This window comes from Streptomyces sp. NPDC001493, assembly GCF_053597235.1.
Genome location: NZ_JBSFHV010000028.1, coordinates 77,946 through 92,644, shown reverse-complemented (window position 1 = coordinate 92,644; position 14,699 = coordinate 77,946). Strand labels below are relative to the sequence as shown.

General features: G+C 71.8%; 10 protein-coding genes. 1 reads left to right on the top strand and 9 read right to left on the bottom strand.

Translation table 11 applies throughout. The annotated features are described in order from the left end of the window. Positions 1–125: 125 nt before the first annotated feature. The 6 genes from ACWCWD_RS31050 to ACWCWD_RS31025 form a co-directional block, all read right to left on the bottom strand. Positions 126–1,664 (bottom strand): RNA polymerase sigma factor, encoded by a 1,539-nt coding sequence (locus tag ACWCWD_RS31050; protein WP_450777945.1) that lies wholly within the window; start codon positions 1,662–1,664, stop codon positions 126–128. Between the two features lie 320 nt (positions 1,665–1,984). After that, complete coding sequence (locus ACWCWD_RS31045) at positions 1,985–2,869, bottom strand: FadR/GntR family transcriptional regulator (protein WP_450777943.1); 885 nt, start codon at positions 2,867–2,869, stop codon at positions 1,985–1,987. Between the two features lie 159 nt (positions 2,870–3,028). Further along, the gene (locus ACWCWD_RS31040; protein ID WP_450777941.1) at positions 3,029–4,753 is read right to left on the bottom strand and encodes an ATP-binding cassette domain-containing protein; all 1,725 of its coding nucleotides are present in this window, start codon (positions 4,751–4,753) and stop codon (positions 3,029–3,031) included. A 216-nt stretch (positions 4,754–4,969) separates the two neighbouring features. Then, on the bottom strand, positions 4,970–5,734 hold the full coding sequence (locus tag ACWCWD_RS31035) for an NUDIX hydrolase (RefSeq protein ID WP_450777939.1): 765 nt from the start codon (positions 5,732–5,734) through the stop codon (positions 4,970–4,972). 221 nt (positions 5,735–5,955) lie between these two features. Beyond that, positions 5,956–7,314: a DUF4192 domain-containing protein gene (locus ACWCWD_RS31030; protein WP_450777937.1), complete on the bottom strand. Its 1,359-nt coding sequence runs from the start codon at positions 7,312–7,314 to the stop codon at positions 5,956–5,958. Positions 7,315–7,637: 323 nt separating this feature from the next. Further along, positions 7,638–9,797, bottom strand: coding sequence for a RecQ family ATP-dependent DNA helicase (locus tag ACWCWD_RS31025; RefSeq protein WP_450777935.1), 2,160 nt, complete (start codon positions 9,795–9,797; stop codon positions 7,638–7,640). A 333-nt stretch (positions 9,798–10,130) separates the two neighbouring features. On the opposite strand from ACWCWD_RS31025, the gene ACWCWD_RS31020 reads away from it, so the two are divergent. Beyond that, complete coding sequence (locus tag ACWCWD_RS31020) at positions 10,131–10,772, top strand: hypothetical protein (RefSeq protein WP_450777933.1); 642 nt, start codon at positions 10,131–10,133, stop codon at positions 10,770–10,772. A gap of 145 nt (positions 10,773–10,917) precedes the next feature. Here ACWCWD_RS31020 and ACWCWD_RS31015 read toward each other — a convergent pair whose 3' ends face one another. The 3 genes from ACWCWD_RS31015 to ACWCWD_RS31005 all read right to left on the bottom strand — a co-directional run bounded on the left by ACWCWD_RS31015 (position 10,918) and on the right by ACWCWD_RS31005 (position 14,549). After that, positions 10,918–11,529: a hypothetical protein gene (locus tag ACWCWD_RS31015; protein WP_450777959.1), complete on the bottom strand. Its 612-nt coding sequence runs from the start codon at positions 11,527–11,529 to the stop codon at positions 10,918–10,920. 56 nt (positions 11,530–11,585) lie between these two features. Continuing rightward, positions 11,586–12,296: a ribonuclease HII gene (locus tag ACWCWD_RS31010; protein ID WP_450777931.1), complete on the bottom strand. Its 711-nt coding sequence runs from the start codon at positions 12,294–12,296 to the stop codon at positions 11,586–11,588. 327 nt (positions 12,297–12,623) lie between these two features. Further along, positions 12,624–14,549, bottom strand: coding sequence for a DUF4153 domain-containing protein (locus ACWCWD_RS31005; RefSeq protein ID WP_450777929.1), 1,926 nt, complete (start codon positions 14,547–14,549; stop codon positions 12,624–12,626). Between the last annotated feature and the right edge of the window lie 150 nt (positions 14,550–14,699).

The window sequence follows — 14,699 nt, the reverse complement described above, 5'->3', positions numbered from 1 at the left end:
TCTCTTTTTTCTCCCATCCTCTGCTTGACCCCGCCCGCCGGCGCGCCCCCCGAAACCCCTTTGGGGCGGGCGCCCCTCAACTTTTGGGTCCGGCCCCCCCGGCCCATTCGGTTTGCCTGGTCGGCTCAGTCGAGGTAGTCGCGCAGAACCTGCGAACGCGACGGGTGGCGGAGCTTCGACATGGTCTTCGACTCGATCTGCCGGATGCGCTCACGCGTCACCCCGTAGACCTTGCCGATTTCGTCCAGCGTCTTCGGCTGGCCGTCGGTGAGACCGAAGCGCATGGACACCACGCCCGCCTCACGCTCGGAGAGGGTGTCGAGCACCGAGTGCAGCTGCTCCTGGAGAAGGGTGAAGCTCACCGCATCGGCCGGAACGACTGCCTCGGAGTCCTCGATCAGGTCACCGAACTCGCTGTCCCCGTCCTCACCCAGCGGGGTGTGGAGGGAGATCGGCTCGCGCCCGTACTTCTGGACCTCGATGACCTTCTCGGGGGTCATGTCGAGTTCCTTGGCCAGCTCCTCCGGGGTGGGCTCACGGCCCAGGTCCTGGAGCATCTGCCGCTGGACGCGCGCCAGCTTGTTGATGACCTCGACCATGTGCACCGGGATACGGATGGTGCGTGCCTGGTCGGCCATGGCGCGGGTGATCGCCTGACGGATCCACCAGGTGGCGTACGTGGAGAACTTGTAGCCCTTGGTGTAGTCGAACTTCTCGACCGCGCGGATCAGACCGAGGTTGCCCTCCTGGATCAGGTCCAGGAAGAGCATGCCGCGACCGGTGTAGCGCTTGGCGAGCGAGACCACGAGACGGAGGTTGGCCTCCAGCAGGTGGTTCTTGGCCCGCCGACCGTCCTCGGCGATGATCTCCAGCTCGCGCTTGAGCTTCGGCGCGAGCTTGTCGGCGTTCGCCAGCTTGTCCTCGGCGAACAGACCCGCTTCGATCCGCTTGGCGAGCTCCACCTCCTGCTCGGCGTTGAGGAGGGGGACCTTACCGATCTGCTTCAGGTAGTCCTTGACCGGGTCGGCGGTGGCACCGGCGACGGCGACCTGCTGCGCGGGCGCGTCGTCCTCGTCGTCGTCGGAGAGGACGAAGCCCTTGTTCTCGCCCTCGCCCTCCTCGTCCTCGCCCTTGCCGACCTTGACGTCCTCGACCGCCTCGTCACCGTCGAGGAGGTCGTCCTGCTTGCCGGACTTCTTGGCGGCGGTCTTCTTGGCCACCGTCTTCTTCACGGCGGTCTTCTTCACGGCGGCCTTCTTGGCCACCGCCTTCTTCGCGGGAACGGCACCGGATTCACCGGACGCGTCCGCGCTGTCGACGGCCGGGGCGGCGGAGGCCGCGACGGTCCTCGTCACGGTCGTCTTCGCCGCGACGGTCTTGGTGGCGGTGCGCTTGACCGGGCTCTTCGCTGCGACGCTCTTGCGGGCGCGCTTCGGCGACTCCGCGGCACTGACCATCAGCGTCACACCCTCTTCCTCGAGGATCTGATTGAGGCTGCGCAGAACATTCTTCCACTGGGTTGGCGGAATCTGGTCAGCCTCGAAGGCCCGACGCACGTCGTCGCCGGCGATCTGCCCATCAGCCTTTCCCCGCTCGATGAGCGCCGTGACGGACTCGGATTCGGCAATCTCCGGCGGGAGCGTACGGGATGTGCTGGCCGACACGAACAACCTCTCGGAACGATGGAAACGGCTTCCGGCCCGGCCCTGGAGGGCTGGAGCCGACGTCCGTCGACTGGATGGTCGCCGACGGCGCGGGCTTGGCCGGGGAACTGCACAGCACACCGAATGGCTGCTGTATTCCTTCCGCGGCGGTCACCTCTTAGGTCATCGCACTGTTTCGAGGAGTGTTACGCCCAATCCGCGTGGCCCGAGTCACACCCCATGTACGACGAACAGTGCCAAGGGTGACATCTCCCCACAATTGTGCCGCCGGACCGCACGGTCCGGCGGCACAGGGTGCGTGTACCCCGGCCGTACCGCCCTCAGTGCTCGCGCGGAGCCGGAACCACGCGCTCCACCTCGGGGTGGACGACGAGGAGCTGCCGCATGGCCGACTCGGCGCCCGCCGAGTCGCCCGAGGCGAGGGCGTCGGCGATCCGGGCGTGCTGGCCGACCGATGCCTCGCTGGGCCGGTCGCACCCGGTGACCGGACTGCCGGATACGTGGAGGGCGGCGGAAACGATGCCGGAGAGGTGGTCCAGCATGCGATTGCCGGCGGCCTGGATCAGCAGGGCGTGGAACTCCGCGTCGGCGCGGGAGAACGTGACCCCGTCCCCCTGCCCCAGCGCATGCCCCATGATCTCGACCATTTCGCCGAGCCGCTGCTGAACGTCCTCCTGGCCGTGCCCGGCGGCGAGCCGCGCCGCGAGGGGCTCGATCGTCCACCGCAGCTCCGCCAGCTCGCGACGCTGGTCGTCGCGCTGAGGGCCGAAGGCGCGCCATTCGATGATGTCGGGGTCGAGCAAATTCCAGTCACTGACCGGGCGCACCCGGGTCCCCACATTGGGACGGGCGCTGACCAGACCCTTGGCTTCGAGGACACGCAGGGACTCGCGCACGACGGTGCGGGAGACTTCGAAACGCTGCCCGATCTCTTCGGGAACGAGAGGGCGGTCCGCGCCGAGGTCACCTGAAACGATCATCTGACCGAGCTGCTGGACGAGTTGGCCGTGCAGGCCTCGGCCACGACTGGCCGACCCCCGCCGACCGGTGCGCCCGAGCTCGGATTCGGAACCGCCCCAGGAACGCAGCGCCGCGCGTTCACCGGCCGGCTCCGCGTAGGGGTAACGGTCGAGGTCGCCCGGGCCGGCGAGGCCGGAATCGGCGGAGCGGGCGGTGGTCATCATGGTGTGCGCAAGGGTACTCACGCATCATTTGTCGGCGTGGCTCGCGCGCCCCTTGAGGTCTTTGCTGAAAAGCACACGAAAGGGTGATCGTCGCTCGCGCCGCAATTGACGCTTTATCGTCTCAATTCGGTCACACGAAGCCGAGTTGAGGTTCGGCGCTCGACCGTCGACTCTCCATGGTCACCAACGCGCCCTGTTCCGGAGGGCGGTACCGACGTAGGCGCAGATCAGAGCCGCCAGCGAGACAAGGAGCGCCAGACCGACGGGCTGGGCCAGAATCCGGCCGGCCGCCAGCAGCCACCGGTCCGGCCCCGGCGGGATGTCGAGCCAGGCCAGTTGCCGCAGGCGGGCGGGAAGGCCGGTGAGCGCGTGCGCGGCGGGCCCGGCGAACACCTTCTGAAGCAGCGGCACCACGAGTACGGGAACGGCGAGCACCGCCGCTACTCCGGCCACGGCCACCCGGAAGGTTCCCGCCGCGAGCAGCCCTGCCCAGGCACAGCCGACCGAAAGACCGATCCAACTGGCGCCCAGGAGAGTCGCGTTCCCCGGCACCGCGGCCAGTTCATCTCCGTAGAAAAGACGGAGCAGCTGGACGTCACAGACCACGGAGAGGAGTGCGAGCGTCGCCGCCACCGCGCCGGTGACGAGGAGTTTCGCCACGAGCAGGCCGAGCCGCCTCGGCACCGTGCCCCGGCTTGCCGCGAGAGCCGGGTAGCGGAATTCGTCGCCGTAGGAGAGCGCCCCCAGCAGTCCGGCCCCGAGTGCCGCCGGGGGAAGCGGCAGCAATGCCGGCCAGCCGGCGAGCAGATGCGGCTGGGAGGTTCCCCCGACGCGCGCCAGCAGAACGGATGCGGCAGCCGAGACGACCAGAACCGCCGCCACGATCAACGCCGTTGTCCGCACTCCCAGCATGCGCCTCACCTCGTACCGCATCGGGCGCAGCGGGCCCCGCGGGGGGCGCACCGTGATGGGCGGGGGCAGTTCGGAGAGCGCCGCCGCGGAGGCGGGAGCCGGCGCGGGGGGCGCGGGAGGGCCCGCGTCGCCGAGTTCGTCGGCGAGCAGGTGTACGGGGATGCCGTGCCGGAACGCGGCGTCCCCGATCTCCGCGCAGTTGCTCCCGTACACCGAGAGGCGGGCCCCTTCCTCGGCCACGATCTCCACGGACCTGCGGTTGTCCCGGGCTTCCCGGCCGACCACCGCGGCGAGGCGGGCGGCATGCGGGGACTGCACGGCGACACGGGGACGGAGACGGGTGCGGGCGAAGTCGGCGACCTCTTGGTCGGCCACGAGCCTGCCGCCGCCGATGGTGACGACTCGGTCCGCCGAGCGGATGGCCTCCTTGGGGTCGCTGGTGGTCCACAGCACCGTGCCGCCCTGGGCCGCGTGCGCGCGCATCAGCCCGTACAGCCAGCCACTCTCACGGGAGGACAGACCGTCGGCGGGATCGTCGAGCAGCAGCGTGTGCGGGTCGCCCAACAGGGCCGAGGCGAGCCCCAGTCTGCGGTCCATCCCGACGGAAAGCCCTCCGATGCGCTGGTCGCCGAGCCCGGAGAGACCGACGACGTCGAGCATCTCGTCGGCACGCGACAGAGGCGCGCCCGCGGCGGCGCAGAGCATGCGCAGCTGCCCCCGTGCGGTCCGCGCCGGATGACCGGGTACGTCCCCGAGCAGCACACCCACCTCCCGGGGCGGGTGCCCGATCCGGTGCAGGGGGCGGCCTCTGAAGTAGGTGACTCCGCGCCCGGGGTCGAGTTCCAGCATCAGGCGCAGGGCCGTCGTCTTTCCGGCGCCGGGGACACCGAGGAGCGCGGTGACACGGCCCGAGCGGGCTTCAAAGGTGAGATCGTCCACCACGGGCGGCAGGTCGCGGCGGCGGGCACTGGTCAGTCCGATGGCCTGGAGCATCGCTTCTCTCGCGGAAGGTGTGACCGCTCGGCGGCAGGGAGCGTGCGTACCTCAGCAACATAACGCGACATTTGCGACTTTTGGTGCAGCTGGAAGCTTACGAGTGTTCCGCGCTCGCGCTCTTGGAGAACCGCGGAGTCACCGTGCGCGAGACCGCCCGCAGGCCTCTCCGGCCGACGGATCAGCGGTCGGGCTCCCGGCCTCGGGCTCCGGGTCTCAGACCTCCGGCCTCAGCATGGGCGGGTTGAGCACGGTGGCGGAACCAGCACGGAACAACTGGGCGGGACGGCCGCCCTGTCGTGTCGTCGTACCACCCGAGGGCACCAGGAATCCTGGCGTGCCGGTGACCTTGCGGTGGAAATTCCTGGGATCCAGGACCACTCCCCACACGGCCTCGTAGACGCGGCGCAACTCTCCGACCGTGAACTCCGGCGGGCAGAACGCCGTGGCGAGCGAGGAGTACTCGATCTTGGACCGGGCCCGCTCCACTCCGTCCGCGAGGATGCGTGCGTGGTCGAACGCGAGCGGTGCGGACGACTCCTCCTCCCCCACCGTGTCACTGCCTGCCGCGAGCAGGTCGTCCACCGGCGCCCAACGCGCCCCGTTGGCGTCTCCTCCCGCGCGGGGAGCGGGGAGGTCGGGCGAGAGCGCCAGGTGGGCCACGCTGACGACCCGCATGCGCGGGTCACGGGACGGGGCGCCGTACGTGGCGAGTTGTTCGAGGTGGGCGCCGTTTCCGGCGACCGGAGCAGCCGGGTCGTGTGCGCAGAGCCCGGTCTCCTCGACCAACTCTCGGGCGGCTGCGGCGCTCAGGTCCTCGTCCGCGCGGACAAAGCCGCCGGGCAGCGCCCAGCGGCCCTGGAAGGGGGATTCCCCCCGGCGTACGACCAGCGCGCAGAGCGCGTGGCGCCGCACTGTCAGCACGACCAGGTCGACGGTGACAGCGAAGGGCGGGAACGTCGACGGGTCGTAGGACGGCATGCGGTGATCATAGTCGTCTCCCTGACGATAAACACTCCATTCCGCCACGTCCGAAAACGCGGCCGACGGCACGGCGCGGGGCCGCACTCCGGTGCCCTCGACGCCGTCGGATGCGGTGCGGTCTCCCCCGCGGGACCACACCGCACATACCGGGACGGAGCCGTACGGAGACCGGGCCGTACGGAAGCGCGGGCCGCACGGGAAGCGCGGGCTCGGGCGGCTCAGCCGCTGGTGCCGTCACCGTCCCCCTGCTGCCCGCGTGGCAGCCGCTCCCGGCGCCGGACCCGCGCCGTACCCGGATTGGCCGGGGTGACGGGGCGGGTACGGCCGGGGGCCCTCCTGCTGCGGGTGGCGGCCGACGGCCCTGCCGACGCACAGGTTCCCACCCGGCTCGCGTGGCGGGGCGCCGTCGCATCCGGCGGCTGGGCGGCTGGTCCGGCGGCCGACCTTCGGGCCTCTTCTTCCTCCTCCCGAAGGCAGCGCCGCAGCTTCTCCGGGTCCACGCCCTCGTTGCACGCCTGGTGGAGGAGCCTGGCGAAGGTGTAGTCGGGGTCCGCCCGCAGGGCGAGATCGAGGGCCACGCGTGCGCCGGGTTCGTCCCCGGTGGACCACGAGACCCAGGCAGCCAGCGCCAACGGGGCGGCGGCGTGCTCCACGTACGGGCCCACGCAGCGCCGGGCGAGGGCTCGCCAGAGACGCAGTGCCGCATGGGCCTCCGGGCCCTCCATCCATCGCGCGGCGCGGTCCCGGGTCTCCCTGTCCTGAAGCCCCAGGATCACGGCGGCGGCCTCGTCGTGGCTGATCAGGCCGTCGTCGCGGAAGTCGGCGACGCCCGCGGCCGCGGGGACGGGAGTATCGCCGACCCGCTGCAGCAGACCCCTCGCCAGATCCAGGGTCTCCCTGGCCACCTGGCTGCGTCCGTGGGTGTCGAGGATGCGGGTCACCATCGCCGCGCCCACCTCGTCCAGCGCGCGGAGCTGTTCCGGCTCGTGCGCGCCGGACCAGGGCACGAGCCGTTGCTCCAGCTCCCGGAGCGACCCTCTGACCTGGATCCCCGCGTAGGTCGCCGCCGCGGCCATCACAGTGGTGCCCGGAAGAGCGAGCAGGTTGCCGCCCTTCGGGCAGCACCGGCCGTCCGGGCAACAGTACGACCAGTACCTGCCGTTGGAGATGCAGAGCGCCTCCAGGACGGGAACGTCGAGCGAACCGCAAGCGGTGCGCAGGAGTTGGGCGAAGGGCCGCAGCCTCTCCATGACCTCGCGGGCGGTCTCCCCGGTGACCGGGTCCTGGCACAGGAAGAGGACGATCGCGTCCGGCCGGCCACGGCGCTGCCCGCTTCCCGAGATCAGACACCCCGCCAACTCGTCTGCTGCCGGGCCCCATTCCTTCTCCGACCGCGGGATCCCATGGCGCAGTCGCCCCCCGAAGCGGCCCCGGCCGCCGTGCAGTCCCACCATGACGACGCTGTCGGTCGGGTGGAACCCCAGCAGATAGGGAAGGGCGTCGGCGAGATCTGCGGGGCCACGGAGAGTGACCTGCTGGGTGTCGGAGGAACCGGTGGATTCATGGTGCTTGTTCATGGCTTGACCGTCCCGCACCACGCCAATTTCCGCGACCCCTGTGGATAACCTTATCCACAGACACGCAGCGTCACTGGCGGGTTGTCAGTACCCGGGGTTCTCATGGGGCCATGACCACTCACAAGCACGTAGACGCTCTCGGCACTCGACGCGCGGCCGCGCTCTTCGTACACGCCCACCATGCTGACGGCCGCCGGTACGGCCGCCTCTCCCTCCTCCAGTCACTCGATCGTCCTCCTGGCCAGGCTCTTTCGCGCCGACGCGGGATCCGACCGGGCTGCTCGGCACCGGAGACGAAGCGTACGGAACGGGTGGCCGCGGACTCAGCCCGCGGCGGCCAGCACCAGTGGAAGGACCTCTTCCGCGCCTGCCTTGCGCAGCAGGCGTGCGGCGACCGCGAGGGTCCAGCCGGAGTCGGTGGAATCGTCCACGAGCAGGACGGGCCCGGGCGACGCGACCAGCGCGGCCGCCAGTTCGTCGGAGACGGCGAAAGCACCGGACAGGGCTCGGACGCGCTGCGCGGAGTTGCTGCGGCGCGCGGTGTGCGCACCTTCCGGACCGGTGTGCGTCAGCGTGCCGAGGAAGGGCATGCGACCGACGGATGCGATCCCCTGGGCGAGGGAGCCGACCAGCTGTGGGCGCGAGAGGGACGGGACCGCGACGACCCCCACCGGCCGGGCGGAGGCGTCCGGGGTGTTGGTCGCCCAACCCCCCGAGGAGCGGGCCCAGTCGGCGAGGACGTCCACGGCCGCCCGCAGGACGTCGTCGGGGACGGGTACGTCCGGTGCGTTCTCGGCCAGCAGCGGACGCAGCCGGTTGCCCCAGCCGATGTCCGAGAGCCGGCCCAGGGCCCGCCCGCCGGAGCACTGCTCCTTGGCCGGGATACGCCCCTTCAGCTCGATGCCCAGGACGGGCAGCCCGGTCGGCCACATCCGGCGCGGCTCGATCTCCACTCCCGGCCGGTCCAGTTCCTTCGCCGCACCTGTGAGCGTCTCCGCCGATACGGAGGAATCGGCCCAGGCCCCCGCACAGTTGTCGCAGCGGCCGCACGGGGCCGCGCCCTCGTCGTCCAGCTGACGGCGCAGAAACTCCATCCGGCAGCCGGACGTGCTCACGTAGTCGCGCATGGCCTGCTGTTCGGCCGCCCGTTGCCGCGCCACCCAGGCGTAGCGCTCGGCGTCGTACACCCACGGGGCGCCGGTGGCCGTCCAGCCGCCCTTCACTCGCTTCACCGCGCCGTCGACGTCAAGGACCTTCAGCATCGTCTCCAGCCGGCTGCGCCGGAGCTCGACCGACGCCTCCAGCGCGGGGACCGACAGCGGTCGCCCCGCACCCTCAAGGGCCGTGAGGGTCTGGCGCACCTGGGTCTCGGGCGGGAAGGCCGTGTCGGCGAAGTAGCGCCAGATGGCCTCGTCCTCCTTGCCCGGCAGCAGCAGTACGTCGGCGTGGGCCACACCTCGGCCGGCTCGTCCCACCTGCTGGTAGTAGGCGATGGGCGACGACGGCGAGCCGAGGTGGACGACGAAGCCCAGGTCGGGCTTGTCGAAGCCCATACCGAGGGCCGAAGTGGCGACAAGCGCCTTGACCCGGTTCTCCTGCAGGTCGGTCTCCGCCTGGAGGCGGTCCGCGTTCTCCGTGCGCCCCGTGTAGGAGGCGACAGCGAAGCCCCGCTGCCGCAGGAAGGCGGTGGCCTCCTCGGCGGCGGCGACGGTGAGGGCGTAGATGATCCCCGAACCGGGTAGCTCCTCCAGGTGCTCGGCCAGCCAGCCCAGGCGGTGCGCGGCGTCCGGCAGCCGTACGACTCCGAGCCGCAGGCTCTCCCGTTCCAGCGGCCCGCGCAGCACGAGCGCCTCGCCGGCGCCCGTGCCGAGCTGGTCGGCGACGTCCGCGGTGACGCGTGCGTTGGCGGTGGCGGTGGTGGCCAGGACCGGCACCCCGGGTGCGAGCTCGGCGAGCATCGCCCGCAGCCGGCGGTAGTCCGGCCGGAAGTCATGGCCCCAGTCGGAGATGCAGTGCGCCTCGTCGACCACCAGCAGACCGGTCGTGGCGGCGAGCCGGGGCAGCACCTGATCCCGGAAGTCCACGGAGTTGAGACGCTCCGGGCTGACGAGAAGGACGTCCGTCTCGCCACGCTCGACCTCGCCGTAGATGGTCTCCCACTCTTCCGGGTTGGCCGAGTTGATGGTGCGTGCCTGGATACCGGCCCGCGCCGCCGAGTCGACCTGATTGCGCATCAGGGCGAGCAGCGGCGAGACGATCACCGTGGGGCCGGCTCCACGTCGGCGCAGCAGGGCGGTGGCGACGAAGTACACAGCCGACTTACCCCACCCGGTGCGCTGCACCACCAGGGCCCGGCGGCGGTCTTCCACCAGAGCCGCCACCGCCTGCCACTGGTCCTCCCGCAGCCGCGCCGAGCCGCCCGGGTCACCAACCAGTTCGGCGAGGATGGCGTCTGCTTCGGTGCGGAGATCCAGGGTGTTCATGCCCCCCATGCAACCCGATGTCCGGGCAGCACGGCCACCTCACGCAGGGTGACGAACACGGGTACGGAAGGCTCCCGTGCCGGATGCCGTTCCGGGGTGTTCCTTCCGTGCCCCGCTGTTCGAAGGAGGCGGGAGGCATCGTGGGAGCCCTCGGCGGGCAGGGATATCCAGGTCTTTACGGCAGATATCCGTCAGGTGTTCCAATTGCTCGTTGCCGCCCGCCGATACGCCAGGAAGAATTGGAGTTGCCTCCCGCACGGTCATTTCACGGCCCGTATGGGCGTGCCCTCTGTCATCCTGCCCGCACCGTGGGCGCGTAACGAAGGGAGAACCGTGACCTTCGGATTCGCACCGTCCGCAGACACCTCACCGTGGGCGGCGTCCTCGATGTCGGCCGGCTCCACCAGTCGTCTCGCCCGGATGCTGGAGCCCACCGAGTGGGCATCGGCAGGTATACCCCTGCTGCGAAACCCCCGTGAGGTGGTGAGCGGGCTCCACGCCCGCCACCGTCCCACTCCGGCCACCGCCGTCGTGGCCGTCCTCGACCACGAGGAACGGCTGAACGCCAGCGCCTCGTTCGTCAGGCGTGGCTCCGCTGCCGCGGACGGCTGGGAGTTCCGCAACGCGCTCCTCTCCCACCTGCGCCGGGTCATCCCGCACGACCTGCGTCGCCGTACTCCGGCCCGTACGGCGGTCCTGCTCTACTGCCGGGAGGGCGACGAGCGCTGGACGGAGGAGGACGGCGCCTGGATGTGGGGGCTGCGGGACGCCTGCACCCTGCACGGGCTGCGCTGCGGTGCGTACATCACGCTGACCCGGGGCGGCTGGCAGGTACTGGGCGAGGGAAGGGGCGGCAGGCAGCCGAGCTCCTTGTCCACGCCCGCCTCGCTCGCGGAGGCGTTCGCCCCCGCTCCGTCTCCACTCCGCACGGGCGGCCGGGCGACCGAGGCGATGCTGCGCACGGCTGCCCGCTGAACCCGGCCGACCGAGACGCCCAGTTACCCGAAGCGCCCGGCGGACCGAGACACCTGGCGGACCGCGACGCCCGGCGGACCGGAATCCGGCCGCCCCGTGCGGGACGGCCGGCCCGGAACGCCCGGACAGCGGGCTCCCGGTCGGATCAGACGCTCGCGCCGAGGGCGGAGTTGATCGCCTTCGGATCGCCGCACACGATCAGCAGCGCGCCGGCCCGCTCCTGCGCGAGGGACAGCCGCTGGGCGGCTTCGCCGGCCAGGTCGCCGTTGACGGCGACGACCACGACCGGACGCCCGGCCGCGCGGCCGATCGCCGACAGGTCCGCGAAGAACACGTCGTCACGGGCATCGTGCTGCGCCCAGTAGGCGGCCTCGCCGAAGGAGAGTTCGTGCGTCGCCCACGGGTGCTGCTCACCCGTGGTGAGCACGAGGACGTCGCCCGGAGCGCGACCGTTGTCGAGCAGCAGGTCGACGGCCTCCTCGGCGGCGTCGAGCGCGCCGGCGACAGGGGCCGGGATCACCTGCAGCTGCGGCACGGAACGATTCTCCGTGTGCGCGGACGGGCCGGGGGCAGGGTGGGGGCGCTGCACCGGGGGCGCAGGCCGTGCGGGTCCCGGGTGTCCGGGACGCGGTGTGGCCGCGGAACGCGGACCAGGAACGGGACGGGGGGTCGACGCGGTGCGGCCGGCGGCCGGAATCACACGGGGACCCTGAGCGCTCTCGTGAATCTGAGGCTCCTCGGGGTGAGAGGCATGGATGGTTGTCTATCAAATGCCGATACGCCTGGTGTCGGCGGGTGGGTGCGCAAGCGCGATCAGAAGTCGAAGCCGAGCTGGCCCCCGCTTTCGAGTGCTGCCGCCTCGGCGGAGAAGCGGACCTTCTTCAGGTGCTGCCAACGCGGCAGCGCGTCGAGGTACGACCAGGACATGCGGTGGTGGGGGGTGGGCCCCAGCTTCTCCAGCGCCGCCCGGTGCGTCGGTGAGGGATATCCCGCGTTGGCTCCGAAGGCGAAGTCCTCGAACTCTCCGGTGTCCGCACCGAGTTCCGCCATCATCGTGTCGCGGTGCACCTTGGCGATGACCGAAGCGGCGGCGACCGCGATGCAGGACTGGTCCCCCTTGATGACGGTACGTACCCGCCACGGGCTTCCGAGGTAGTCGTGCTTGCCGTCGAGGATCACCGCGTCGGGGCGTACCGGCAGCTCGTCCAGGGCACGGACGGCGGCGAGACGCAGCGCGGCCGTCATCCCGAGGTCGTCGATCTCCTCGGGAGAGGCGTGGCCGAGACCGAAGGCGGTGACCCAGTCACGCAGGACGGGCGCCAGCTCGGCACGGCGCCGGGGCGTGATCAGCTTGGAGTCGGTGAGCCCCTCGGGGGGCCTGCGCAGACCGGTGACCGCCGCGCAGACGGTGACGGGACCTGCCCACGCTCCGCGTCCGACTTCGTCGACACCGGCGACGGTCCGGGCACCGGTGGTGGCACGGAGCGAGCGCTCGACGGTGTGCGTGGGTGGTTCGTACGGCATGGCGCCAGACAGCGTACGCCGATGGCGGCGGCGACGACACCCCGGGGGACCGGGCATTCCGTGAACTGCCCGGCACACGCGGTGTCCCATGCCCGTCACGGGCATCCGTCCGGAGCGCCGGGATGTTCGTTCCGACCCGCCCGGCCGCCCCACGCAGCCCAGCCGCCCAGCCGCCCGCGGGAGCTGTTCGACGGCCGCACCGCCGGCGACAGCGGGCGGTGCGGCCAGCGGTGCGGCCAGCGGCGAGGGCGGTGGTCGATTCCGGCAGGCAGTCGGCGGGCGGATCCGGCGCGCCCCCCGTGTCGGATGCGGTGTGGACCGCTCCCGTCAGTACGGGTCGTACGGGTCGTACGGGTCGGAGTGGCCGGGATCGACGGGGTCGCGGCCGATGCGGTAATCGGTGTCGTTCAGCGCGTAGCACGGGGACCCGGTCGGGGCGACGGGGCGCTTGGCGAGGATGTCCCGCGCCTTCGCCTCGCTCCAGCTCGTGGCGTACCACGGTGCGTCCGAACGCCGGAGCGTGCTCTGGATCTCCCGGAGCGCGCAGGCACGCATGTTCACGTCGGGAATTTTGTCCAGGGCGGGCACCGCGTCGGCCGACAGGTTCTGGAGGTAGGTGATGTCGATCGCCTTGCCCTCGCGGTAGCGCTGGACGTTCTGTTCGGCGATCAGCCGGTCGGGGGAGATCAGGCCGAAGGCCAGTACGCCGATTGCGGCGCTGACCGCGACCGCCCTGGGGAGATGCCGGGCGCCGAAGACGCCGGCCGCGATGATCAGCACCAGCACGACGCCGAGCCAGAGTTCGACCGCCGCCACCGAGATGCGCAGCCGGGTGAGGCCGAACGCGTCGACGTACAGGTCCATGCGACGCAGCGCGGAGGCCACGACGACGAGTGTGAGGACGCAGAGGGTACCGAGCACACCCTTGACGAGCAGGCGGTCCTTCGCCCCACCGCGCGGGGCGAGCCGCAGGGCCAGGGCGATGACCACCAGGGTCAGCAGAGTGGCCCACAGCAGCTGCCAGAAGCCTTCACGGGCGTACTCCGCGGGCTTCAGGCCGGTCTCCTCCAGGACCTTGTCGTAGCCGCCGAGCAGCACGACGAGCTGAAGCGCGATGAACGCGGCGAACAACACGTCGAGCACGATGAGCGGAAGCGCCCACTCCACTCGCCCCCGCGCCCGACCCGGCCGGACGGTGATCCCGTCCCAGCGCGTGGGTGCGGCGGCCGTGTGCGCGGCGGCGAGCGCGCCGGCCAGGCCCAGCACCAGGAGAAGGACCCGCACGGGCCCGTCGCCCACCGAGACGTCCGGCAGAACATCGCCGAGCAGGTCCGCGAAGGCCGCGTCGGCACTGGCGAAAAGGGTCCCGAACACCAGCAGCAGCACCACGGCGACGGCCGCCGTCCGGAGCACGGTGCCCCAGTGCGCCCGCGAGCCGGTGGCCCGCGCACGGACACCGCGCAAACCCCATCCGACGCCCGGGACCACCCCGTCCAACACCCCCAGCGAGCCCGCGAACACGCCGAGCCAGCTCCGGCTGCCATGCAGGGCGAGGGAGCCCAGGGCGACCGCGGACACCACGGCGAGGAAGGTGGGCCAGCCCGCGTCGAACAGCGCCGGGATCGCCAGCAGCGCCAGCCCCCCGGCCGCCCAGGTCAGCGTCCACGCGCGCGCGCCGCGCCCGGCCCTGCGCGCCTCCAGCCAGGCTCCGGCCGCGGCGGGCAGCGCCACGAGGAGAAGATTGATCCCGAGGCCGTCGCCGAGCAGCAGCGCGCTGAGGATGCCGGTGGCGAGGACCGCCCACAGGGTCGCGCCCCCGATGGGCGGCGGAGCGGCAGGGCGGACCTGCGCGAACACCCCCGGTTGCGCGGGCCGGAGCTGCCAGGGGTTGGCAGGCGGCGCCGAGGACGCCTGGGGCGGGGTCGGGTGCGGCTGGAGCGGGGCCTGGGATGCCGGGACCGGATCCGATGCCCGGGACGCCGCACGCGGATGCGCACTGCCGCCGGACTGCTTACCGGCCACCGGGGCGGCCACCGGGGACACGGGCCCCCCGTCCGCCCCACCGGAGCCGGAGCCCCCGCCGCTCCCGGCACCCTCGGAACCCACGGGCCCTCCGGCACCTCCGGAACTCCCGGATCCGCCGTCCTCGGGCCCCCCGGCCGCATGGGTCTCACCGGACTCACCGGACTCGCCTGACGGCGACGACGCGTCCTGCGGGCCCGGTATCCCGGGCGGCTGGTCGGACGTGGTCATGGGACCCCTCCCCCACGCGGGCCCGCCGTACGGCCGAGCGTCGGCGCGTCACCCGCTGTCTCGTTCCTCGCGCACCGGTGCAGATCACCGGGCGGCGCGTGGCCGAAACAGTAGCGGCGCGGGGCCCGCGCGCACCGGCTCCCGGGTCCC

Coding starts and splice junctions, on each gene's coding strand:
- ACWCWD_RS31025 (WP_450777935.1), bottom strand. CDS start 9,797: ATGAACACCCTGGATCTCCGCACCGAAGCAGACGCCATCCTCGCCGAA.
- ACWCWD_RS31035 (WP_450777939.1), bottom strand. CDS start 5,734: ATGCCGTCCTACGACCCGTCGACGTTCCCGCCCTTCGCTGTCACCGTC.
- ACWCWD_RS31005 (WP_450777929.1), bottom strand. CDS start 14,549: ATGACCACGTCCGACCAGCCGCCCGGGATACCGGGCCCGCAGGACGCG.
- ACWCWD_RS31040 (WP_450777941.1), bottom strand. CDS start 4,753: ATGCTCCAGGCCATCGGACTGACCAGTGCCCGCCGCCGCGACCTGCCG.
- ACWCWD_RS31030 (WP_450777937.1), bottom strand. CDS start 7,314: ATGAACAAGCACCATGAATCCACCGGTTCCTCCGACACCCAGCAGGTC.
- ACWCWD_RS31010 (WP_450777931.1), bottom strand. CDS start 12,296: ATGCCGTACGAACCACCCACGCACACCGTCGAGCGCTCGCTCCGTGCC.